17 protein-coding genes are annotated in these 22,975 nt (G+C 62.5%); 6 read left to right on the top strand and 11 right to left on the bottom strand.

The window, feature by feature from the left end:
• Window positions 1-310 precede the first annotated feature (310 nt).
• Both ASE49_RS05630 and ASE49_RS05625 read right to left on the bottom strand, forming a co-directional pair.
• Window positions 311-2,353 (bottom strand): transglycosylase domain-containing protein, encoded by a 2,043-nt coding sequence (locus ASE49_RS05630; protein ID WP_056769203.1) that lies wholly within the window; start codon window positions 2,351-2,353, stop codon window positions 311-313.
• A 90-nt stretch (window positions 2,354-2,443) separates the two neighbouring features.
• A complete protein-coding gene (locus tag ASE49_RS05625) occupies window positions 2,444-3,613 on the bottom strand; it encodes a mechanosensitive ion channel family protein (RefSeq protein WP_156370140.1) in 1,170 nt (389 codons plus the stop codon).
• 282 nt (window positions 3,614-3,895) lie between these two features.
• Between ASE49_RS05625 and ASE49_RS05620 the strand changes: the two genes are divergently transcribed.
• Entirely contained in the window at window positions 3,896-5,011 is a 1,116-nt protein-coding gene (locus ASE49_RS05620) for a hypothetical protein (protein ID WP_056769201.1), read from the top strand.
• Here ASE49_RS05620 and ASE49_RS05615 read toward each other — a convergent pair whose 3' ends face one another.
• Together ASE49_RS05615 and ASE49_RS05610 are read right to left on the bottom strand one after the other, a co-directional pair.
• Window positions 5,012-5,989, bottom strand: a complete 978-nt coding sequence (locus ASE49_RS05615; protein WP_056769199.1) for a ParB/RepB/Spo0J family partition protein — start codon at window positions 5,987-5,989, stop codon at window positions 5,012-5,014.
• A 162-nt stretch (window positions 5,990-6,151) separates the two neighbouring features.
• Window positions 6,152-7,366 carry an AAA family ATPase gene (locus ASE49_RS05610; protein ID WP_056769323.1) on the bottom strand — a complete coding sequence of 405 codons (1,215 nt, stop codon included), beginning with the start codon at window positions 7,364-7,366 and terminating at the stop codon, window positions 6,152-6,154.
• 526 nt (window positions 7,367-7,892) lie between these two features.
• On the opposite strand from ASE49_RS05610, the gene ASE49_RS05605 reads away from it, so the two are divergent.
• From ASE49_RS05605 to fghA, 3 genes are all read left to right on the top strand, one after another.
• Window positions 7,893-9,206 (top strand): replication protein RepA, encoded by a 1,314-nt coding sequence (locus ASE49_RS05605; RefSeq protein ID WP_056769197.1) that lies wholly within the window; start codon window positions 7,893-7,895, stop codon window positions 9,204-9,206.
• 152 nt (window positions 9,207-9,358) lie between these two features.
• A complete protein-coding gene (locus ASE49_RS05600; RefSeq protein ID WP_056769194.1) occupies window positions 9,359-10,471 on the top strand; it encodes an S-(hydroxymethyl)glutathione dehydrogenase/class III alcohol dehydrogenase in 1,113 nt (370 codons plus the stop codon).
• Window positions 10,471-11,328, top strand: a complete 858-nt coding sequence (fghA, locus tag ASE49_RS05595) for an S-formylglutathione hydrolase (RefSeq protein ID WP_056769192.1) — start codon at window positions 10,471-10,473, stop codon at window positions 11,326-11,328. The genes ASE49_RS05600 and fghA overlap by 1 nt, the downstream gene beginning before the upstream one ends.
• On the opposite strand, the gene ASE49_RS05590 is transcribed toward fghA, so the two are convergent.
• From ASE49_RS05590 to ASE49_RS05560, 7 genes are all read right to left on the bottom strand, one after another.
• On the bottom strand, window positions 11,321-11,998 hold the full coding sequence (locus ASE49_RS05590; RefSeq protein ID WP_056769189.1) for an RES family NAD+ phosphorylase: 678 nt from the start codon (window positions 11,996-11,998) through the stop codon (window positions 11,321-11,323). The genes fghA and ASE49_RS05590 overlap by 8 nt on opposite strands.
• A gap of 12 nt (window positions 11,999-12,010) precedes the next feature.
• Window positions 12,011-12,403 (bottom strand): MbcA/ParS/Xre antitoxin family protein, encoded by a 393-nt coding sequence (locus tag ASE49_RS05585; protein ID WP_056769187.1) that lies wholly within the window; start codon window positions 12,401-12,403, stop codon window positions 12,011-12,013.
• A gap of 120 nt (window positions 12,404-12,523) precedes the next feature.
• Entirely contained in the window at window positions 12,524-13,969 is a 1,446-nt protein-coding gene (locus tag ASE49_RS05580; RefSeq protein ID WP_056769183.1) for an efflux transporter outer membrane subunit, read from the bottom strand.
• A gap of 70 nt (window positions 13,970-14,039) precedes the next feature.
• Complete coding sequence (gene treY / locus ASE49_RS05575; RefSeq protein WP_056769181.1) at window positions 14,040-16,238, bottom strand: malto-oligosyltrehalose synthase; 2,199 nt, start codon at window positions 16,236-16,238, stop codon at window positions 14,040-14,042.
• Between the two features lie 5 nt (window positions 16,239-16,243).
• Window positions 16,244-17,962 (bottom strand): malto-oligosyltrehalose trehalohydrolase, encoded by a 1,719-nt coding sequence (gene treZ, locus ASE49_RS05570; RefSeq protein WP_235522852.1) that lies wholly within the window; start codon window positions 17,960-17,962, stop codon window positions 16,244-16,246.
• A 2-nt stretch (window positions 17,963-17,964) separates the two neighbouring features.
• On the bottom strand, window positions 17,965-20,067 hold the full coding sequence (glgX, locus tag ASE49_RS05565; RefSeq protein WP_056769177.1) for a glycogen debranching protein GlgX: 2,103 nt from the start codon (window positions 20,065-20,067) through the stop codon (window positions 17,965-17,967).
• A gap of 160 nt (window positions 20,068-20,227) precedes the next feature.
• Complete coding sequence (locus ASE49_RS05560) at window positions 20,228-21,061, bottom strand: ferredoxin--NADP reductase (protein ID WP_056769174.1); 834 nt, start codon at window positions 21,059-21,061, stop codon at window positions 20,228-20,230.
• A 71-nt stretch (window positions 21,062-21,132) separates the two neighbouring features.
• Here ASE49_RS05560 and ASE49_RS18120 point away from each other — a divergent pair, with 71 nt between their 5' ends.
• Window positions 21,133-21,291 carry a hypothetical protein gene (locus tag ASE49_RS18120; protein ID WP_156370138.1) on the top strand — a complete coding sequence of 53 codons (159 nt, stop codon included), beginning with the start codon at window positions 21,133-21,135 and terminating at the stop codon, window positions 21,289-21,291.
• A 68-nt stretch (window positions 21,292-21,359) separates the two neighbouring features.
• Window positions 21,360-22,856 carry a diguanylate cyclase domain-containing protein gene (locus tag ASE49_RS05555; RefSeq protein ID WP_056769171.1) on the top strand — a complete coding sequence of 499 codons (1,497 nt, stop codon included), beginning with the start codon at window positions 21,360-21,362 and terminating at the stop codon, window positions 22,854-22,856.
• Window positions 22,857-22,975 lie beyond the last annotated feature (119 nt).

The following is a 22,975-nucleotide window of genomic DNA, read 5'->3' as shown; positions in this document are numbered from 1 at the left end:
CACGCGTTACCGGCGTCGCCTCGATCATCCCTCATCGTGCCCGCATGCACGTGAAGCTCGTCCCTGAGTTATTTTATGTCGTTTGCAGACCGGTCGCCGCGCGGCTTATATCGTTACGCTAATGTAAAATGAAAGAGCAGCTGCCGATGGTATCGTCCGCCGCCTCTTCGTTGCTCAAGGTTCTGCCAATTGCCGCAGGAGGCAAGCGCCAAGTCGCTGCGTGCGCCCGCGATCAAACCGGGGGGCATCCCGCGCAAAGAAACCGCTGCACGCCAGAACACCATAGCGGACGAAATACGCGGAGTGCCACTTATGGCTTGTCGATGCCACCCGACGGAGCCGACTCCGGGGCGCGGGACTCGCTACCTATTCGCAGGCCCTGCCCATCCAGCCTGACATCAAGCGGCGTGCCATCCACGCTGGTGCGCAACACCGCCTGCCCGTTTTCGATCCGGACGTGGCTGTCATCCCCCACCGGGATGTCGTCGACGTCGGGCACGTCCAGCGGCTGCACCGGCCCTTCGGGATCGGCCACGGCGCGCGGTTGCGGACTGGGCCGCTCGTGCAGGGCATCGCGCATGAAATCACGCCAGATACGCGCAGGAATCGTTCCGCCGGACACGCCATTAAGCGGGGTGTTGTCATCCTTGCCAACCCACACGCCCACCACCAGATCGCCGGAATAGCCCACGAACAGCGCGTCGCGATTTTCCTGGCTGGTGCCGGTCTTGCCGAAATTGGGCGCGCGCAGCATCGCCGCGCGTCCGGTGCCCTGGTTGATAGTGGCGCGCAGCAGTTCTTCGATGCCGTCGTGATTGCGGGAAGAGAAGCTGCGCTTGCCATCCAGCAGCCAGTCGAACCACCCCTCTTCCGGCGCCGGGAACGCGCGCGGCGCCACGGGGAAGCTGTTTGCCGCCACGCCCGCGTACGCCGCCGTCAGTTCCATCAGCGTCATGCTGGCGGTGCCCAGCGCCAGACTGGGGTCGCCGGACGGCAGCGGCGAAGTTACGCCCAGCTGGCGCGCCATCTCGATAACTGCCCCGTCTCCCACCTGCCCCATCAGCCGCACCGCCGCCACATTGCTGGAATGGGCGAAGGCATCCTTGAGGGTGATCGTGGGAGAATAGCGGCCCCCTGCGTTCTGCGGACGATAGGATCCGGTCTCGATCGGCATGTTCGAGATGGTGTCTTCGGGCTTCCACCCGGCCTTGAGCGCGGCAAGATAGACGAACAACTTGAACGTAGAGCCTGGCTGGCGGCGCGCCTGGGTCACCCGGTTGAACGGGCTGGCCGCATAGTCTCGCCCGCCCACCATCGCCACGACCTCACCGTTGCGGCGCATCGCCACCAGCGCCACTTGCATCCCGGGGCCAACCTGCTGGATCGCGCGGTGCGCGGCAGCCTGAAGGCGCGCGTCCAGCGTCGTGCGATAGCTTTGCCCTGCGTAGCCCGCCGCCTCGATCTGGCGGGCCTGTGGCAGCGCCCAGTCGGCGAAATACGTGCCGGTCGGAAGTTCGGTGCGCGTGCGCACATCAAGACGCGGTGTGGGCACTGCGCTCGCTTGTGCCGGGGTCAAGTATCCTGCCTCCACCATCGTGTGCAGCACAACCCGCATCCGCTTTTGCGATAGCGTAAAGTTGTTCGTCGGCGCCAGCCGCGATGGTGCTTTCATCAGCCCCGCCAACAAGGCGGATTGGCCCAGGGTCAGCGTCTCCGGGCGACGGTGGAAATAGTGCAGCGATGCGGCGCGCAGGCCATAGGTATTATCGCCGAAGTACGCGTTGGACAGATACCGCTCCAGGATTTCGTCCTTGGTCAGCCAGGTTTCGAGCCAGAACGCGATCAGCACCTCGCGCGCCTTGCGCGTCAGGCTCCGCTCAGCAGTCAGGAACGTGAACTTGGCAAGCTGCTGGGTGATGGTGCTGCCGCCCTGCGTGCTGCCACCGGTCATGTTGCTCCACGCAGCGCGCGCGATGCCGCGGGGATCGATGCCCCAGTGGCTATAAAAGCGGCGGTCCTCGATCGCGATAAACGCCTGCGCCACATGCGGAGGCAGATCCTTGATCCGCACCGGCGCTGCGATCACCGCACCGTTTCGCGCGATCGGCGTCCCGTCAGCCGCCAGCAGTGTGATTTCGGGCGGCGCGATCGGTTGCAAGGACTTTGACAGCGGTGCGGTCACGGCCAGGTAGCCGATCATCACAACCAGCAGCGCCAGAACAACGGCGACAACGCGCCCGATTCGCCGCAACCGGGAGCGCCGGCGGGGCGGCACTTCGTCGGGCGCCTGAGGCGCGGGCGGCAACCCCATGTCGTACGACGGGTCCGCTACGGTCTTGCGTAAAAGCTGCATTTGCAGCTGCGATTACCGCATTCGGACGCCAAACGCATCCCGCCTTTCGACGAACCCTCGTTGAGACAGGGACAAGCGACGTCGCAAGCGTCAATCACCTGCAACGGTAGTCGCATACGGCATGATCATCGTGCCGTCAGGCGCGGCGGTGAAGGTCGTCTGCGTGGGATACGGGATTGCGATCCCCTCCTGCGCAAACCGCTCGACAATCGACACCATCAGCCGATCGCGCAGCGGATGCGCCACGCTCCAGTCCCGGCCGGGCACGTCGACCAGCAGCGAGAAGTCGAGCGAGCTGGCGCCGAAGCTTTCAAACCCGGCGCGCGCCGCCTTGCCGCCCTGCGCTTCTACCAGCTCGGTCAGGATCGCAGGGATGCGCGCCAGCTTTTCGGGCGGTGTTTCATAGGCCACGCCGATCGTAAACGGGAGGCGGATGTGCCCTCTCCCGCTGACGTTGAGGATTTCCTTGTCCAGCAGATTCTTGTTGGAAATGATCCGCAGTTCGCCTGTGTAGGCACGGATGCGGGTGGACTTCAGGCCAATGGATTCGATTGTGCCGGAACTGCCGCCGTAGCTGATCTGATCGCCCTTGTTGAAAGGCCGGTCGAAAATGATGGCAAGCGCGGCGAACAAGTCCGCGAAGATGCCTTGCGCCGCAAGCCCGATGGCGATCCCTCCCACGCCAAGACCGGCCACCAGCCCGGTGACGTTGACGCCCAGATTATCGAGCAAGACGACGATCGCCACCGCGAACACCACTACGCTTACCAGCAGGCGGATGAGCCCCATCGCGTTGATGATCGCATCGCCGCGGAAGTGCTCCGCCGAAGTCTTGTGTTCGATCGCGCCAAGGATGAACTCGCGGGCCCAGATGGCGCCCTGCAACACGGCGGCCAGCGTGAAGAAGAACGTGATGAACTTGTCCAGCGCCGGTGGTGTCTGCGCATAGCCATCGACCACGCGCACTGCGACCATGATGATGAAGAAATTCGTGGTCTTGGTGACCACCCTGCCCAGCACGGTCAGCCAGTTACCCCGAGCATGCCCGGGCCGGCAAAGCCGTCCGCCCAGATGCCGCACGGCGTAGAGCGCGGCTACGATCGCGGCGCCGATCACGACCGCGATCAGGATTTGCAACCAGTAGGTTTGCAGCCACGCCTGACCCGCCTGCCACAACTGGCTGATCTCGGTAGCAGGTTTCAACGCCGGGCGAGCACCGCCTGCGGCTGCGGGCGAAGATGTAAGTATGTTGAGGCTCATCGCGAGCGGAATATCCTGCATCTGCTGCAGACGCTGGCACGAGGGCGCGTCCGCACATCGACAAAGACAAGGCCGATCAGTTGGCTTTGCTGGCGAACCGCTTCAATTCGTTAGCCAGGCATTTGTTCCGGATCGCTGAACACGATTGGTATCTCATCGTGTAGCAGATCGCGGTGCCCGAAAATGGAATGGCGCTGGCATACCGGTAATGGTATAATGATGCTCTATTAGCTATACAATCCGTGTTTTCGTATTGTTTTCAAAGGATTTTTCAGACTCTGGATGCTGGTTGGAGATCATCTTGGCAGGGTTGAGACTGAGGCGCTTCTGGAAATGGGGCGGCTCGACGGCGCATTGATGTATTGCATGGGCGCACCGGAAAGCATTTATGCAGGATTGGCCCTGCGCCAGACTTTGATCGGCGCCCTGCGCCAGGAAGGCCACGCCTTTACCGAAACCCGGTTCCAGGCCTGGTTCGCCGGGCTCACGACTCTGTCGGACGATCCATCCCACAAAGCCAGACCACCCCGCGCCGTGTGCGAGGCTATCCTCACGGAGTTGACCCACAGCGCGTGGCCCGTTCTTGCGCGAACCGCCGCCAGTTTGATTTCGGCGCTGCTCGCCCCGCACGACTTGCAATCGCCTGACGCGGCGGTGGAACTGCACACTGTCAACGCGCACGCACGCGCAATGGTGGACGCGCTTGGCGCAGCGGCACTCACCCCCCTGCCCGCGCTTGATGCACTGCACCACGCCGTCGCGCAAAGCACAGTGTTTGCAGCCGTGGAAAGAGCGGAACCGGCCCTCAAGCTGGTGAGGGCTGACATGCGCTCCGATCCGCACCAAGCCCCACGGTGGGCCGTTGAGATGCTTTATGGCAGTTGCCTCCAATCTGCGGGCGCGCTGCACCACCCCATTCCGTTGGTCGGTCTGATCCGGCCTGACACGGCAGGTGACATGGAGCCTGGCGAGGCGCGCATCATCCGTGCCGCTACGCTATGCGAGATCATGAGCACGCAATTGGCTATGCTGGCACACGCATCGCGGCAGTCCAAACGCGCCGGCGCTCTGGACACGCGCAGCACGTCGCGCGCGCCTGACGTCCTTGCCCTGCTGAGCGGGTTTGGCGCGATGCGCTCCGCGCAGATCGAGCGGGTGCTGAAAGCCACCCGCCTGGGGGTTCGTGGCATGGTCCAATTGCTGCTGACTGCCGGTGAGATCGAACAAACGACTGTGTCCGGCGCGCACCTCTACGCCGTTCGAACACATCCTTCAGACCGCCTCGGCATCACTGCCCCCCTGGAAGAGGCGTTTTCGGACGATGCCATGGATGAATACGACGCCTCGATGGCGCAAATCGATCGGCTGCTGAATAACGCCGCATCCCTGCAACGCTGATCAGCCATTGAGCAGGCTTCGGATGCTTTCAATGACTTCGTCCTGCGACGCGCCCGATTTCGGCAAGATCCGCAAGCTCAGCCCGCTGCGCGGCGATCGCGCATAGCGCAGCATCGGCTTGCCGTTTTTGCCGATAACGACCTGCTCGTCCGCGCCGCCCTTCGGCTTGGCTATCGTCGCTTTCACCAGACGCTTAGCAACTTCGGGCCCCTTCAACGCAACACCCAGGTCATGGCGCTCGGCCTGAATGGCGCGGCTTTCGGCGATCATCAGCGGCAAGGCTTTCCCATCGCCCGTCAGCGGCTTGATGTCGCGCGTGACACGCACGGTGATGTCATGCTTGTCGGCGAAGGCATCCACGACCTCGGCCGGCAATCGCGCCACGTCCAGCAACCGACTGAGCCACGATCGAGAGATCTTAAGGTGCTCGGCCATTTCGCTTTGCGAGCCACCGTAAAACTCGTCGAGCGCGCGCATGTATTCGTTTGCGCGTTCCCAATCCGAGATATCCTTGCGTGATCGGTTCTCGATATCGGAAACGCGAAACGCTTCCTCGTCCGACACGTGCTGAATGGTGACGAGGTATTCGAAGTCGGGGTGATGATGCGCGCGAAGCCACCCCACCGTCCACCAGCGGCGGACGCCGGCAATGATCTCGAAATCATGGTGAGGGTCGTTGGGCAGCCGCCGCACGATCGCGGGAATGCGCTGCTTCTTGGCGGACAGGAACGCGTCGATCAGGTCGCGGCAGGTATCCTCGTTCAGATGATCCAAGTCGCGATTGTGCAGGCGCCACGGGCGGCAGCGGGCGGGGTCCACCCATTCCGTCCTGTCGGTCACGACCTTGCCCGTTGCCAGTCGGGCTAGCGTCTGGCTGCGACTTGCCATGATCGCCTCGGACGGCGCGCTGGCATCCAGTTCTACATCGTCCAGACCTTCTGTCAGGCTGCTGCCAAACCCACGATTTCCCTTGCTCATATCAAACGCCTGTTAGTGTTGAGGCTTGCCCTGCAAGCGCCGGTTGCCACGTGGCAACCCAATCGTCAGTTCGATCAGCGAAGGCACGCTTACCGCCAAATGGGAGCTGCCGGGCGTGACCTTTATTGCGCAACCAGAGCCCCGTTGCCACGTGGCAACGCGTCACGCGAACTGCCCTGCCCGGCTCGGCCATGTGCGCAAAACGTCCTGTTCGATCTCATGGCAGACATCGCCCATGAACCGCATACAGCGATTATGCACTTCATGCGATGTTACCGGTTTGTCGAGTTCATACACGGTCTTCATCCGCGAACTGGCATTGTCTATCTCTGCGCTGACCTTGAGCACGGAGTTCAGCATCGCGCCCCCGAACACCTGCCGCATCATCGCCAGAATCTCGCGGTGCATGGACTTGCTGTCGTCCACCCGGCTGCCGACCAGCCGCACGAAATTGTACGCCGGCTTGATCCTGCCGCCCAACTGCTCCAGTTGCTTCATGGTGGTTCGCGCCATATCGATGAACGACACCGTCGAGGCAAAGTCGATGACGCTGGGCGGGGCAGGGATCACCATCGCGTTGGCCGCCTGCAGCACCGCCATCGAAACCATCCCCAGTGCCGGCGGTGGATCCATGACGACCACGTCATAGTCATCTACCACCGTATCGATCGCCTGCGCGATCAGATCGATGACATCGAAGCTCTGGTTCTGGGCCAGGTAGCCGGCGATTTCGTATTCCAGATTGTATAGCTTCAGATTGGCGGGAATCAGATCGAGCCCAAAAAAATGCGTCTTGCGAATGATCGAGCGCACGCCCAGCAATTCCGGATTGTGGAAGTGTCCATACAAGGTGTCATCTTCGCCCAGATCGACGTCGGGCCGATAACCGAACATCATCGTCGAACTCGCCTGACTGTCGCAATCGATGAACAGCACCCGATAACCGCGGATCGCGAAGTGTTGGGCCAAGTGCAGGGCAAGCGTGGATTTGCCGACGCCGCCCTTGAAATTGGAAACCGAAATGATTGCCGGCGGGTCTTCCGGCGCGCGCCACGGACGGGTGCCGAACACCCCCCGCATATGGTCAAGCTCTTCCAGCGTATATTGCACCCGGTGTCCCGACGCGGTGCGATCACGCGCAGCAAGCCTGCCATCGCGTTCCGCTTCGCGAATGGCGGATGCCGTGCGGCCAACCAGCGCCGCCGCCTTGGAAATAGCGTAGGATGGGCCGACCTTCTTGCCAGTCTCCGGATCAAGGGCACCGTCCCGGATGCGCTTAAGGATCGTCAGAGCCTTACGGTGAAGCAGCCCCAGCGTATCGTCCAGCAGTTCATCGCTCGTGTCGGACAATGCTTTTTGCGCAGGTTGAACGGCCATATACCCCATCTTGTCAGCTTCGCGGACGTATCTAGCGGTGTTGGAGGTTTGGAGCAACGATTGGTCTATCCACATTGCAATTGGACAGATGATCTCCGAGCCGAAAAGGAATTTCGAAGGTCCTGGCGATCACCGCCACCACACGGCTACCGATGATCTCGGTGCCGTTCAGCGAGCATCCTGCTTGTGTTGGGCGGGCGAGGGCCATGAACACCGGCCGCCGATGATCTCGGTGCCGACCGATGATCTTGGAGCAAAACCACCGATGATCTGCGTGCTATCAGCGCCAATGATCTCGGTGCGCAAACCTATAATAGAATCTCCTAAACATAACCGATTGCGGATCGGCTTTTCAGAGTTTCAAGCCAAGCATCTTTGCCCCGCAGTTTGGCACCGAGATCATCGGTTATTTTGTAGGTGTGAGCCCCGATAGCGGCCCGAAACTGCCAACCTCCTTGCCATACCATCTCAAACCTGTTGTTTAGATGGCAGTGGAAAGCCCCTGATTCGGGCAAGGCAGGGCGATATGACCGGAGATAGCAGCAAGCCGATCGGACACCAGTATGCACTCGCGATGCTGGATGGCGGGGAAGCGCAAGTGCGCACACTAGCCAAAGCTGCAGGCTCTCAGATCACCATGGACGCTTTCTTGCGTGTTCACGACGAGGAACCGGCGCCCGCGTTTTTGCATTCCGCACTATGCGCCATGTCGCTGCCCACCAAGCGACCCAAAGATGAGACGGCCCCGATCCTGCGGGAGGATGGCAAATATGCGCTGGCGATCAATCCGCGCCCGGTGCTGCAAACCGTCGATGGCAAGCCCGTGCTTAAAAGCCTGGGCGTTCCTTACGGCGCGTATCCCCGCGTCGCGCTGATCTACCTTTTGTCGCAGGCCGTGACCAAGCAATCGCGCGATGTCTATCTCGGGCGCAACTTCACCGAATGGATGCGCAAACTTGGCTACCAGACGGTATCGTATGGTCCGCGCGGCACCGCCAACCGTATGCGCGAGCAGGTCGACCGGCTGCTCGCGTGCGAATGGCAGATCCGTTGGGAAGGCAGCGACACCGGCGATAGCGCGTTTGCTGTTCGTGACGTGAAGATATCGAATGAATACGCCGGATCGCTGGACAAGAACGGCGCTTTCGCCCGCGAAATCCGCATGTCAGAGGGGTTCTACGCTCATCTGATCGATCATGCCGTTCCGCTGAACGAAGTGGCGATCAGGGAACTGAAAGGCACGCCGACTGCGCTCGATCTGTACACGTATCTTGCGTATCGACTGCCGCGCATTGGCGCTGACAAGGGCCAGACGATATCGTGGGAGCAACTCGCGCGTCATCTGGGGAACGACGCGGACAGCAAGCGTTTCCGACAGACCGTGCGCGAGACGATGCAACTGGTGTCCTCGGTTTATCCCAACGCCAACGTCGACATGAGCGGGCGCAAAGTCGTTCTGTTTCCCTCGCCTGCACCGCTCGAACGCAAACTGGTGGGGCCGCATTTGCGGCTCATCGGTTCTTCAGGTGGCCAAAGCGCACCGAGATCATCGGTTTCTGGCGAACGTTTGGGGCATGCGAAGGGCGTTGATGTAACCCTAGAGGCAGCGCAGATGCTTGCCTTTCCAAGCGGCAGTTTGAGCTTTGGCACGCGCGAAGCCGCGTTCCGAAAGATCGGTCTGGACAAGGGTCATCCCTGGTCCGTCGACCAGATGGCCGACGCGTTCCGGGCGGGTTTCCCGGGTTTGTCGCGCAAGCGCACCGAGCACGAATGGCTGCGCGTGTGGGATGCCTTCGTGGTCAGCTATGCCCGGCGCAGGTCCGAAGCGCAGGATGCGTGACCGATGATGTCCGAGCGTTTCCAAGGATCCCGTCGCTGAGGCTTGGACCGATAATGATCGGTGAGGCCCGAAACGCTGCTCATTTTTCAAAACCTGGTTAGCGCCATCGCGTTCGCTTGCTAGAGGGTGCCGGCCCTCAGGAGACAAAGCCCATGAAGACTCGCGCCGCCGTCGCATTCGAAGCCAAAACGCCGCTGGAAATCGTCGAGGTGGATCTGGAAGGACCGCAGGCTGGCGAAGTTCTGGTTGAGATCATGGCGACCGGCATCTGCCACACCGACGCCTACACGCTGGATGGTTTGGACAGCGAAGGGATATTCCCGTCGATCCTGGGCCACGAAGGTGCAGGGATCGTGCGCGAAGTGGGCGCGGGCGTCACCAGCGTGAAGCCGGGCGACCACGTCATTCCCTTGTACACGCCGGAGTGCCGGCAGTGCAAATCGTGCTTGTCGGGAAAGACAAACCTTTGCACGGCGATCCGTGCAACACAGGGCAGGGGGGTGATGCCCGACGGCACGAGCCGGTTCAGCTACAAAGGCCAGTCGATCTTCCATTACATGGGCTGCTCGACTTTCTCGAACTTCACGGTTCTGCCCGAAATCGCAGTGGCCAAAATCCGTGAGGACGCGCCGTTCCAGACCTCGTGCTACATCGGGTGCGGCGTCACGACCGGAGTAGGGGCCGTGGTGAACACCGCAAAAGTTCAGGTCGGTGACACGGTCGTCGTGTTCGGGCTTGGCGGCATCGGCTTGAACGTGATCCAGGGGGCCAAGCTGGCCGGTGCAGGTCTGATCGTCGGGGTAGATCTCAATCCCGAACGCGAGGACTGGGGGCGGCGCTTCGGCATGGATACGTTCATCAATGCCAGCGGCCAGTCACGCGAAGACCTGATTGCGCAAGTGATGGCGCTGACTGACGGCGGGGCGGACTACACGTTCGACTGCACCGGCAACACCGAAGTCATGCGCACCGCCCTTGAAGCATGCCATCGGGGCTGGGGCACGTCTATCGTGATCGGCGTGGCGGAAGCCGGGAAGGAAATCTCGACCCGCCCGTTCCAGCTTGTCACCGGGCGCAACTGGCGCGGCAGCGCATTCGGCGGGGCAAAGGGCCGCACGGATGTGCCCAAGATCGTGGACTGGTACATGAATGGCAAGATCCAGATCGATCCCATGATCACGCACGTGCTGACGCTGGACGAGATCAACAAGGGGTTTGACCTTATGCACGCCGGTGAATCCATCCGCTCGGTAGTGGTCTATTGATGGAAACCGTTTCTGAAAATCGCTGCCACGGCGGCGTACAGGGCGTGTATCGGCACGCCAGCGTGCAGACCGGTACGGAAATGACGTTTTCGGTGTTCGTGCCGGACCATGCGCCCGGCGCAAAGCTGCCGGTGGTGTGGTACTTGTCCGGCCTCACTTGCACCCATGCAAACGTGACCGAGAAAGGCGAGTTTCGCCAGGCCTGCGCGGAACACGGGCTGATCTTCGTAGCGCCCGACACCAGCCCGCGCGGCGAGGGTGTGCCCGATGATCACGAGTACGATTTCGGGCAGGGCGCCGGGTTCTACGTGGATGCTGTGCAGGAACCCTGGTCTACCCATTTCAGGATGCGGTCCTACATCGAGGACGAACTTCCTGCGCTGATCGCCGCGCACTTCCCCGTGGACATGATGCGCCAGGGCATTTTGGGGCATTCCATGGGCGGACACGGCGCGCTGACGATCGCGTTGCGCAACCCGTCCCGGTTTGCCTCGGTCAGTGCGTTTTCGCCGATCGTATCTCCGCTAAACTGTCCGTGGGGCGAAAAGGCCTTGGGCGGATACATCGGCGCTGATCGAGCGGCATGGCGGCAATACGACGCCTGCGCCCTGATCGAAGATGGCGCGCGATTGCCGGACCTGCTCGTCGATCAGGGAACGGCCGACGGCTTTCTGGACGAGCAGCTCAAAACCGCGCTGCTGGTGGAGGCCTGCAAAGCGGCCGAACAGCCGGCGCAGATCCGCATGCAGGACGGCTACGACCACTCCTATTATTTCATATCAACCTTCATGCCCGAGCATATCGCGTGGCACGCGCAAAGGCTGAAACCCTATAAACCGGCGCCTGGGATCAGATGAACGCGCGCTTTTCGTAGACTGTGGCAATCGCGGTGCCATCCCACACATAGCACAAGTGGCGTTCCTGCCGGCAGTCGGACAGCAGGCGAGGGCGGAATACTGCCGCGCATTCGCCTGCAGGGTGGCGCACGCTGCGATACACTATGCCGTCCGCGTTGTCGGCGCGAAGTGTCAAGGACATCGCTTGCGATGCCACGTAACTGTCGGGGGCATAGACTGGCGCGTCGTCAGGGAGCCCGCGCACATCGTGCAAGCTGGCATCAAGCACAACGGTGTAAACACGCATATCCAGTTCCTGCGCCGGCTCAGCCGTTGCGCGCATGAAGCGTTCACGATGGTAGCATGTCTCCGCAACCGCAGTGTCGATGGTTTTGGCGGCGTAGAACACACCGAAGCTCCCATCGCTGAACCGGCTTCCTTCGGGGTTCAGGTGGGTAAACGCGGCCATGATCGCCGTCGTACCTGGCCCCGACACGCGATCCGCCAGCGGCACCAACGACAATTCGCCCAGTTCCTGGCGGAGCCGGTCATTGGTCATCGCTTCCAATGCGAATACGGCATCCAGATCGGCCGGGTCCGCCACCTGGTCGAATACCGAGACGGGCGGAAAACGGCTCGGTACGATGCGGTAGCACGGCGTCCAGCGGACATGGCTCAGGGGGACGTCCATCACGCTGCGGCGTCAGCCGCGCTGCGCGTCGATGTACTGGCGCACGACGTAAAGGTCAGCCACATTCCCCGACATCATCCGGCTCAAGGCAGACGTGCCACCGAAAACCGGGCTTTGGTTGGGTTTGCGGACCCAATCGTCGGCAGTCTTGGGAAGCAGGATCTGCAAGCCCTTGTAGATGCCCAGCACGTAGGAAATACGCTCAAGCGCATCCTTGGGAATGACGGTCACGCCGCCGCGCTTCCAGGACTGGAACGTCGAGCGGCTATCAAGCCCCAGCAGGCGCATCTGCTCCTGCTCCTTGAGTCCCCAAGCGTCGGCAATACGGAAGAAGGTGCGCAGGGCAGGGGCCGTAAGCGCCTTGCGGGCAGGCACTTTGATCTTTTCTGCGACGGAAATAGGCATCAGCGAACCTTTCTGCACGGATATGTGCGGAAAGCAATCCAATTTCAAGTTATGGATTATATAATAGACATAAAGCAGCTTGTCGGCATGGGCTTTCGTGGTCGCACGCCGTTGCGACCTTCAGCTCCAGCCCAGGCCCAACGCTTTTTGCAATGACACATAATCCGCAGTCATAGTCGCCGTGGCCTGCGACAATGACTGCGCGGCGGAAAGCCTTTGCCGTTCTGCGTCCAGCAACTGAATGCGTGTGGCGGTGCCCGCCGCAAACCTCTGCTGCATCAAGCCAACGGTGCGATCGGCAGATGTCAAAGTGCGCTGCGCGCTGGCCACCGTCTTGCGCCGCGCGCCATAGCGAGAGAGCGAGTCCTCGCTGTCCTGCAACGCTTTGAGTACGGCACCGCGATACTGCGCGGCGGCTTCATCCTGCGCGCCCTTGCTGCGTTCCACTTGCGCTGCCGTTCGCCCGAAATCCAGGAAGTTCCAGCTAAGGCGGGGCAGGGCGATTGCGGAAAGGTTGTCCGGATCGACCACGTCGCCGATGTGGGTGCCGCCGATGCCGATCAGCCCCATGAAGCTGATACTGGGAAACCGCGCTGCCTCGGCAACGCCGATCCGGGCAGTGGCGGCGGCATACTGACGCTCTGCGGCGCGGATGTCGGGGCGGCGGCGAATCATCGCCGCCGGATCGCCTACAGTCACCGACGCCGGGGGCAAAGGGACCGCCGCAGGGGCGCTCAATGCAGCATCCAGGGCACCCGGAGCCTGTCCAGTCAGCACCGCCAGCGCGTTGAGGTAGGCATCGCGCTCCGCCGTCAGCGGCAACCGGGCGGCAGCGCTTTGCTCAAGCACGTTGTTCTGCTGCTCTACGTCGAGGTCCGATGCCGTCCCGGCGGCCCGCCGCTGGCGAGTCAGGGCCAGGGTTTCGCGCTGCCGCTGGGCATCCTGCTGCGCCAAAATCAAGCGCTGCTGCCTGTCGCGCAAGTTGACGTAGGCTTGCGCGATTTCCGCAGTCAGGCTGACCTGCGCATCGGCTGCATTAGCCTCTGCCGTGCCGAGTTGGGCTCTTGCAGCCTCAACGCCGCGGCGTTTTCCGCCCCACAGGTCGATCTCCCAGCTGGCGTCAAACCCCAGGTTGTAGACATTAAGCGATGTGATGTCGGACTGGCTTGTATCGCCGCCGTCGCCAGAGCTGCTGGAGCCCAGGTCAACGCCGGGAATGTTCGCATGCAAGGCCAGCACGTTGGCACTGACGCCGGGTGCGGCGTTGGCGCGTTCAGACCGCAGGGAGGCGCGCGCCTGGCGCACGCGCGCTTGTGCGATAGCGACATCGGGATTGGCGGCAAGTGCCTGCTTCTCCAGCCAGTCTAGCGTAGAATCGCCCATGGCCAACCACCATTGGGAAACCGTTGGAGCTTGCGCCGATGCCTGGTTGCCCGCGCGAACGAAGCCTTGCGGCGGTGCGACGGCGCCCGCTTGCGCCGGCCCCTGATAATTTGGGCCGACCGTGCAGGCTGCCAGTCCAATCAGCGGAAAGGCGAAGGCGGAAACAAGGGCAAGATGACGCATGGTTTCCCGCCTAATGCATCGCGCGGGCTTGCTCAACCGCGCAAGCTGAGCTGGACGGGTTGCGCGTCATTTATGCGGCAAGCTCGATCGTCCAGGAAAATCGCTGCCCGTCCAGTTCGCGCTGTACAACAAGTGCGCCATCACGCTCTGACAAGCGATAGGTGCCGTGGGTGAACAGGCGCGGGGCGGCGCTGCGTTCGGCGAGCAGGGTGCGGGTGAGGGCGAGTTTGCGGGCGGAGAGGCTGTCATCCCCGGTTACCGAACGCAGTGCATGCCAATCTACCGGTCGCCGGTTGTCCGGATCAGTAAGCGCAACCGCCAGCGCTTCGGTGCCTTGGTAGATGTCCGGTATGCCCGGCGCGGTCAATTGCAGCGCCACTTGCGCCAGCACGACCGCCGAGATGGCGCCAGCAAGCTGGTGCGCATCGTCGTCTGGCAGCAGCCCGTCATCCAACGCATCCATCAAGGACAGGCATAGGTCGGTAACGGCAGACTCGGCTTCCTGGTTGGGAGATTCGTGGAAGGACACGTCCTTGGCTTCCCGCATCGCCTTGGCGACATGATCGGCGATGCGGGCCTGCGCATCAGGTTCACCGCGCAGCATCAGTGCGGTCTGCAACGCATAGAGCCCCCAGCGTTCCGGCAGGTTTCGATCGGCTGCCCGCTGGCGCGCCTGCCCGAACACTGTGCGGGCAAGATCGGGGAAGCGCGTCAAAGCGATGAGGGTGGCGCGCGCGTCTGCCGATCGCTTGGTGTCGTGGGTCGATAGGGCGTTCAAGGCCAGAGGCGTTTGCGCCGCCCGCGTTGCCATTTGCGCCTCGAACCAGGAGGCGGTTTCAGCACTCAGATCCGGCTCCGCCCCCACTTCGCACAACGGCAGAGAGGCAACGCTGCGGAAAAACACGGTGTCCTCTTCGGATTTCGCCGTAAGCGCACCGGTTAACTGCTCGAAGCGCATGGCAAACACGCGCGCGGGCGGTGAGGCGGGGTGTTTAAGCACGCGCAGCAAATCATGTGCTCGCGTCTCGTCGTCTGCCGTTGCCACCGCATCGAGAATGGCAGGATCGAGTGGGCGCATGTCCGCCGCGTAGGAACGATACACGGGCCAGCGCGCCGCCAGGTGGATCATGGCGGCCCGAACCGCCGATCGCTCGGTTTCGCTGGCATCCAGCGCGTGCATCGCCGCCTCGGTAACGCGCGCCACTTCGGGTGTGAAGACGTTCGCCAGCATCTCCATGCGCACAGCCTGGATTTCGTCGCCGGTGGACGCAGGCACCGCGCCTTGCGCGGCGGTACGCATGGCGGCAAGGCCGGCCGGTTCGGTGAGCAGACGTGTCACCGGGCCCATGAATTCGTAGCCGCTCATCCCCTCTATCGGCCATGCGGCGGGAATCTGCTCGCCAGCCTTGACGATCTTCTCGATCCAGATGGGAGCGCTTCCCACCGCCGCGCGCAGCCGATCGAGGTAAGCGCCGGGCTGCGCCAGGCCATCGATATGGTCGACCCGCAGCCCCTGGATGCGCCCGGCGTCGACCTGCGCAATGATCCAGGCGTGGGTGAGATCAAAGATCGCCGGGTCTTCCTGGCGCACGCCGATCAGGTCGGTGATGTTGAAGAAACGGCGATGGATGATGCGGTCCGCATCGTCTCGCCAGTGCCCTAGCGACCAGTGCTGTTCCTCCAGCAGCGCCTGCAGGGCGGGCGTATCCAGTTCATGAGGCGCGGCAGCCAGCTGTTTGGCAAGGTCTGTAATGCGCAACGGGAAATCTCGATCGTAGACCCGCAACATAGGATCGGCCGGCATGCCGGACATCGCGATGTCACCGGCGGTCAGCAGGTCAGCCGGCGACCCATCGAGCACGGGAAAGTGCAGTCGTCCCTTCGACCAATCGATGTCGAACACAGGCGCGTACTGGCTGTCCGGGCCTGCGCGCATTACATAGGCCAGCCACGGATTTTCCGGCGTGAAGCCCATATGGTTGGGCACGATATCCACCACGATCCCCACGCCCGCTTGCCGGGCGGCATCGCTCAGGCGTTCGAACGCGTCCTGCCCCCCCAGCGCCGGGTCGATACAGGTGGGGTCGATCACGTCGTAGCCGTGAGTGGACCCGCTGGCGGCGCGGAACGGTGGCGCAAGGTAGAGGTGGCTGATGCCCAACTCTGTCAGCCACGGCAGCAGCGCGCGCGCGCCGTCCAGGTCCATGCCGCCGCGCAGTTGCAGGCGGTAAGTCGCGACGGGGGCGGGCGCGGTGTCGGGGTTTGGCATCGCAATCACTCCGGCGAAAAGGTGGCTGACAGCGCGAAGGGGCTCGACCCGTCGGTAAGCAGCAGGGCAGGGTCGGGATGGGGCACAAACGCCGCGTTCGGCCCGAATGCGCCGCGCATGTGAATGGTGCCGGGCGCGAAGGACCAGCACACGTCGATCAGGTCATCCCGGCGATCGACGGTGGCTTCGGGGCTAGGCACGCGCGCCAGCAACGGCGTTACATGCCGCGCCCGCAGCGTCAGCAGGTGCGTGACGAACTCCAGGTGGTCGCGCTGAGCCTGCGTTTCGGGTCTGCCGATCTTGGAATCGCGGAACGTGCGCGCACTTACGGGATCGGGCACGGCGCCGCCGAAGCTGCTGAAGCGGGCAAATTCCTGCGCGCGCCCTTTGCGCACCGCTTCGGCCAGGTCGCCGGTAAAATCGACGAAGAACTGGAAGGGGGCGCTGGTGAGAAATTCGTCGCCCATGAACAGCATCGGCGTGAACGGGGCGAGCAGCGTCAGCGCGGTCATGACGCGGTAGGCATGGCCATCATCCACAAGCTGATGCAGGCGCTCGCCGCGCGCACGATTGCCCACCTGATCGTGGTTGCCGAGGAAATTGACGAAGGCGGTGCCAGGCAGCTGGGCAGACGGCTCTCCGCGCGGATGCGCGTCGCCGTTCACTCGGGGCTGCCCTTGCTCGACGTACCCATCGGCCAGGGCCGTGGCGATATCACCCACGGGGTCGTGTGCGAATGGCGCGTAGTAGCTCTCGTCCTCACCGGTCAGCAGGCAATGGACGGCGTGGTGCCAGTCATCGTTCCAGGTGGCGTCGTACGGCGCTTGCGGGGTAAAATAGCGGGTAAGGTTGCGTTCGTCCTCGGTCACCAGATGGATCGGGCGATCATAAGCACGGGCGCGAATCTGCTTGCCCAGTTCATCCAGAAAGTGGGTGGGGGAATGATCCTCTATGGCATGGACCGCATCCAGACGCAGACCGTCGAGTTGGTATTCCTCCAGCCAGTGCTGGGCGTTGGCGATGAAATAGGCGCGCGCGGCGGGGGTTTCGAATGCGATTCCGGCGCCCCAGGGTGAGGCGCGTTCGGGGTGGAAGAACGAAGGGCACCATGCACCCAGATAATTGCCGGAGGGTCCGAAGTGGTTGTAGACCACGTCTAGCAGAACCCCAATGCCGTGGGCATGCGCCGCATCGATGAACGCGCGCATGTCGTCTGGCGAGCCGTATGCCGGATGGGGGGCATAGGGCAGCACCCCGTCATAACCCCAACCGCGATCACCCTCGAACTGGGCTAACGGCATCAATTCGATCATGGTGACGCCAAGCTCGCGCAGGCGGGGCAACTCCTCAGCCGCGGCGGCAAAGGTGCCTTGGGCGGTGAACGTGCCGACATGCAGTTCGTAGATCACTGCCTCGGGGATCGACCGCCCGCGCCATTGTGCTTGCCAGTTGTACGCGGGATCAACGAGGACCGAGGCGGCATGCACGTCGCCGGCCTGCGCTCGCGCGGCAGGGTCTGGGTAAGCGGCGCCATCCAGCACCCACATGTAGTGTTGCCCGGCGTGCGCGGGAGCGGACAGGTGCCACCATCCGTCCGGCGCCGAGCGTGCCGAAAGTCGCGTGCCATCAAGTTCGACCTGGGCGCTCTTGACGTCCGGCGCCCATAAGCCGAATTGCCACATTCCATCCCCGGCGGGGTGGGCGCCCCATCGCACGTCGCTCACGATCAGGCCGGACGAAACAGGCAGACGCCGGCCGGCGATATCGCCGCAGCCTCTTCGGCAATGGCCTCTTCGGTAAACGGATCGTCACGCGCGGTGTCGAGGATGCGGACCCATTCGCCCTGAGGCAACGTGAATTCCAGACCGTCTCCGGCATTGACCACCACGAACAAGGGCCGTCCGCCCTCAAGGAAAGCTTCGCGCGTGGAATAGTCCATCAGCATGCCCAGAACCCGCAGAGAGGCCTGGTTCCACAATTCCTCGTCCATCGGTCGTCCGTCGGGCTGGAACCAGGCGATCTCGGTGCGCTCGTTTTCGCCGGTGTCGCCGTGCAGGAAGTTCTCCTGCGCCAGCACCGGGTATTCATGGCGCAGCGCGATTATCCGGCTGCAGAAGTCCGCAAACGCATCGTCGCGACCCGGCCAGTCGATCCAGCCCAGTTCGTTATCCTGGCAATAGACGTTGTTGTTGCCCTGCTGGCTGTTGCCAATCTCATCACCGGACAGCATCATCGGCACGCCCTGGCTGATCATCAGCGTGGCCACCATGGCGCGGCGGCGACGGGCACGCGCGGCGTTTATGGCTTCGTCGTCCGTTACGCCTTCGAAGCCCATGTCGTCGGATAGGTTGTTGTCATGCCCGTCGGCGCCGCCTTCGCCGTTCGCCTCATTGTGGCGCTCATTGTATGAAACCGTGTCCATCAACGTGAAGCCGTCGTGCGCGGCCAGAAAGTTGATCGAGGTATTGGCGCCGCGATCGGAATGGTTGAACTGCACCGGCGAGCCGATCAGGCGCTGCGAGATGTCTCCCACCAGCCCCTCGTCGCCGCGCCAGAACGCGCGCACATCATCGCGGAACTTGTCGTTCCATTCGCGGAAAGGGTAGGGGAAGCCGCCGACCTGATAGCCGCCCATGCCCACGTCCCACGGCTCTGCGATCAGCTTGACGCCAGCCAGGATCGGGTCCTGCCGGATGGCATCGAAGAAGCCGCCCTCGCGGTCGAAGCCGTCGCCTTCCCGCCCAAGCGTGGATGCCAGATCGAAGCGGAAGCCGTCGACGTGCATCACCTGCACCCAGTAGCGCAGCGAATCGAGCACCATGCGCAGCACTATCGGGTGGGCGACGGCCAGCGTGTTGCCGGTGCCGGTGGTATCGAAGCTGTGACGCGGATTTTCGGGCGACAGCATGTAGTAGCTGGCGTTGTCGAGTCCGCGAAACGAAAGGGTCGGCCCTTTTTCGGAACCCTCGGCGGTGTGATTGTAGACCACGTCCATGATCACTTCGATCCCGGCCTTGTGGAACCGCTTCACCATGTCCTTGAACTGGCGGATCGCGCGCGGCGCGCGTTCGCCGCCTTCCAGAAAGCGCGGCTCCGGCGCGAAGAAGCCCAGCGTCTGATAGCCCCAGAAGTTCGACAATCCCTTGTCCAGCAACATCCGGTCATCGAGGAAGAACTGGCAGGGCAAAAGTTCGATCGCGGTAATACCAAGTTTGTGCAAATGGGCGATGATCGGCTCACTCGCCATGCCGGCATAGGTGCCGCGCAGATGTTCGGGAACATCGGGGTGCAGCATGGTGAGGCCGCGCACGTGCGCCTCGTAGATCACTGTTTGCGTCCAGGGGCGTGACAGCGACTTGTCGCCCTCCCAGTCGAAATCCGGGTCCTGCACCACGCTCTTGACCATGAAAGGCGCGGAATCGCGGTCGTCAAATGTCGTATCGTCGCCGGTTTGCAGGTCGTAGCCCCACAAGGCATCGTCCCATGTCAGCGTGCCGGACACTTCGCGCGCGTAGGGATCGAGCAGCAGCTTGTTCGGGTTGAAGCGGTGGCCGTTTGCAGGATCGTACGGTCCGTGGGCGCGATACCCGTACAATTGCCCCGGTCTGACGCCGGGGATGTAGCCGGAGAAGATCGAGCCTTCGCGCGATGGCATCCCCAGTCGGGCGATCTCCTGCGCGCCATCCTCGGAAAACAGGCAAAGCTCCATGGCTTCAGCATGCTCCGAAAATATTCCGAAATGCGTGCCGTCGCCTGTAAATTCCGCGCCCAGCTCGTGCATCAAGCGCTCGGGCTTGGCGAAAGAAAAGCTGGCTGACCCCTGCGACATTCGCGAAACTCCTGGATGATGCTGCACCCGCTAACTCGCAGTCCTGGCGGGCGTTCCCATCCGGGCTGCGGAGTTGGCAAGGAATGGCGTATCGGCCCAGCGCATACGAAAACGGCCCACCCGTGAGGGCAGGCCGTTTGCAGGCGGTTTGCGATGCCGGTCAGCCGACGAAAGCGCGCTCGATCACGAAGTCCGCCGGCTTGTTGTTCGAACCTTCCTCAAAGCCCATGCCTTCCAGCATTGCGGCAATGTCCTTGTTCATCGCCATCGAGCCGCACAGCATGACCCGGTCGGTTTGCGGATCAAGCCGGGCATCCCCGGACAGATCCTGGAACAGCCGCCCGTTTTCAATCAGCGCGTTGATGCGGCCGGTGGTGTGGAATGGCTCACGCGTAACGGTCGGCACGTAATGCAGCTGGGTCCGGGCCTGCTCGTCCACCAACGGATCGTCCGCCAGCCTGCTTTCCAGTTCCTCGCGGAATGCCAAGTCAACGACGGTGCGCACCGAATGGACGACCACCACCTGCTCGAACCGCTCATAAATGTCGGGATCGCGGATCAAGGACAGGAATGGCGCGAGCCCGGTGCCCGAGCCGAACAGGAACAGCCGCTTGCCCGGCGTCAGCGCATCGGCCACCAGCGTGCCGGTGGGCTTGCGGCCCAGGAATATGTGATCGCCCGGCTGGATCTTTTGGAGCCGCGAGGTGAGTGGGCCATCGGCCACCTTGATCGACAGAAATTCGAGCGTCTCGTCCCATGCAGGGCTGGCCACCGAGTAGGCCCGCAGCAAGGGGCGCCCATTGTCGCCCATCAGCCCGATCATCACAAACTCGCCGGACCGGAAGCGGAACGAGGCCGGGCGGGTGATCTTGAAGCTGAACAGGTGCTCGTTCCAGTGCCGTACCGACAGCACTTCCTCGACGGTTAGCGCAGCGGTAGGCTCCAGAACGGTGTTGGGCGCCAGGTCTGCGGCGGGTGCCTTGGGGTCGCTCATCAACTTTCAATCCTCGATAATCATCATGTCGATGTGACCGCGCCGAAACCGGCTGCGGTCAAGGCGGCAAGATGCGCATCATTGCCGGGCCGGCTGGCAGCCTTGATCGTAAAAAAAACATACGCGCGAAAACCCGCGCGCGCATTTTTCGCCGCGCCTATACCCGCCTGCAGTCAAAGTGCAACCCGCATGGAGGCGGGGCGGTGGTGCATGGGCGAGATAAGGGGTGAGCCTGGTTCAGAATTTTCACCTGCGTTCGTAGCGTGAAATTAACCTCAAAGACGTCATAAGGGAATTCATGGCAAACCTCAGTCGTCCAGAACACGTTCGGGAAAGCGAGCGAGTCGAGAAGCTGAAAGCGTTCGGTATCCTCGATACGCCGCCCGAGCCGGAGTTCGACACCATCGTGGCGCTCGCTCAACGCCTGCTGGACGTGCCGATTGCGCTGGTCTCCCTCGTCGATGATCATCGACAGTGGTTTAAGGCCAAGTGCGGCCTTTCGGTTTCGGAAACCGAGCGCGAACACGCCTTTTGCAGTCACGCCATCGATCTAAACGATGCGATGATCGTGGAAGATGCAACGCGGGATTCGCGATTTGTCGATAACCCGCTCGTTACCGGTGAACCGGGCATCCGGTTTTACGCCGGGGTGCCGCTACGCCCCGCCGCAGACGGATTTGCCGAAGATTTGCCAGGCATCGGCACGTTGTGCGTGATCGATACCAAGCCCCGGTCCTTTTCCGAACGCGAAATCCGGTCGCTGAAAGACCTTGCCAACTTGGTAAGCGCGCTGATCGGCGCGCGCGCTGCAGAGGCGGCGGCGGTGGGTTTGTCGCGGTCGGCGCGAACGCATGTCGCGATGCTTGAGCGCCAGCACCTGCAACTGCGGCAGGCCGAACGCATGGCGGGAATCGGGTCATGGCGGCTCGATCTCAACGATCAGCGTTTGTATTGGTCGGAACAGGTCTACGTGATTCATGGGTTGCCGCATGGGCAGATGCCTTCGCTGGATGAAGCGTTGAAATTCTACCGGGCCGACGATCGGGCAGAGATCGACAGACTGTTGAAACGGTGCGCCACTCATGGCGAGCCGTTCGATTTCGAGAGCGATTTTTTCACCGTCGATGGCCGGGAAAGGCGCGTCCGCAGCATGGGCGAAGCGCAAGTCGTGGACGGGCGCGTCGTAGCGATCATCGGCGTGTTTCAGGACGTGACGGAGCGCCATGCGCGCGAACAGTCGCTGCGCCGCGATGCCGACACCGATGCGCTAACCGGCCTTGCGAACCGCTCATGCCTCAACAAGCACCTGAACGATGCCCTAGAACGGGCGCGGGCCGCCAACGATCCGGCCTGCCTGCTGCTTCTCGATCTCGATGGGTTCAAGGGCGTCAACGACACCTTCGGCCATGCGACCGGAGACGACGTTTTGCGCGGGATGGCGCAGACCCTGCGTGGGGTAGTGCCTCCCAAGAGTGTCGTGGCAAGGCTGGGCGGGGATGAATTTGTCGTTCTGCTTACCCGGCCCCGCGATTGCGGCGATGTGGAAACGGTTGTCGGAGCGGTGCTGGCATCGTTACGCGATAATGTGGAGAAGGACGGCATACGACGCACTGTCTCGGTCACCGTTGGTGCTGCGCTGCTCGATAGTGTAACCAGCAGTTCGTCCGAGTGGCTGCATCGGGCGGATGTGGCTTTGTACGAAGCCAAGCGCGTGCAGCGCGGCACAGGCAGATTGTATGGGTCCGACATCGTTGTGTGCCCGACAGAGCAAGGTCGCCTGAAGGCGGCGGGATAAACCTTGCCGACGCGTCAGGTTTGGCGTGCGCTGTGGATGGTATGATTGAGTGGTGTCATTTTTCTTTCATTGGGGAGTTGACCGACTCGGTTTGTGGTTTTAGAGGGCGTTTCACCACG

The organism is Novosphingobium sp. Leaf2, from assembly GCF_001421325.1.
Lineage (GTDB): Bacteria > Pseudomonadota > Alphaproteobacteria > Sphingomonadales > Sphingomonadaceae > Novosphingobium.
This window is presented reverse-complemented; position numbering and strand designations above follow the sequence as displayed.

Coding starts and splice junctions, on each gene's coding strand:
- ASE49_RS05630 (WP_056769203.1), bottom strand. CDS start 2,353: ATGCAGCTTTTACGCAAGACCGTAGCGGACCCGTCGTACGACATGGGG.
- ASE49_RS05625 (WP_156370140.1), bottom strand. CDS start 3,613: ATGAGCCTCAACATACTTACATCTTCGCCCGCAGCCGCAGGCGGTGCT.
- ASE49_RS05620 (WP_056769201.1), top strand. CDS start 3,896: ATGCTGGTTGGAGATCATCTTGGCAGGGTTGAGACTGAGGCGCTTCTG.
- ASE49_RS05615 (WP_056769199.1), bottom strand. CDS start 5,989: ATGAGCAAGGGAAATCGTGGGTTTGGCAGCAGCCTGACAGAAGGTCTG.
- ASE49_RS05610 (WP_056769323.1), bottom strand. CDS start 7,366: ATGGCCGTTCAACCTGCGCAAAAAGCATTGTCCGACACGAGCGATGAA.
- ASE49_RS05605 (WP_056769197.1), top strand. CDS start 7,893: ATGACCGGAGATAGCAGCAAGCCGATCGGACACCAGTATGCACTCGCG.
- ASE49_RS05600 (WP_056769194.1), top strand. CDS start 9,359: ATGAAGACTCGCGCCGCCGTCGCATTCGAAGCCAAAACGCCGCTGGAA.
- fghA (WP_056769192.1), top strand. CDS start 10,471: ATGGAAACCGTTTCTGAAAATCGCTGCCACGGCGGCGTACAGGGCGTG.
- ASE49_RS05590 (WP_056769189.1), bottom strand. CDS start 11,998: ATGGACGTCCCCCTGAGCCATGTCCGCTGGACGCCGTGCTACCGCATC.
- ASE49_RS05585 (WP_056769187.1), bottom strand. CDS start 12,403: ATGCCTATTTCCGTCGCAGAAAAGATCAAAGTGCCTGCCCGCAAGGCG.
- ASE49_RS05580 (WP_056769183.1), bottom strand. CDS start 13,969: ATGCGTCATCTTGCCCTTGTTTCCGCCTTCGCCTTTCCGCTGATTGGA.
- treY (WP_056769181.1), bottom strand. CDS start 16,238: ATGCCAAACCCCGACACCGCGCCCGCCCCCGTCGCGACTTACCGCCTG.
- glgX (WP_056769177.1), bottom strand. CDS start 20,067: ATGTCGCAGGGGTCAGCCAGCTTTTCTTTCGCCAAGCCCGAGCGCTTG.
- ASE49_RS05560 (WP_056769174.1), bottom strand. CDS start 21,061: ATGAGCGACCCCAAGGCACCCGCCGCAGACCTGGCGCCCAACACCGTT.
- ASE49_RS18120 (WP_156370138.1), top strand. CDS start 21,133: ATGCGCATCATTGCCGGGCCGGCTGGCAGCCTTGATCGTAAAAAAAAC.
- ASE49_RS05555 (WP_056769171.1), top strand. CDS start 21,360: ATGGCAAACCTCAGTCGTCCAGAACACGTTCGGGAAAGCGAGCGAGTC.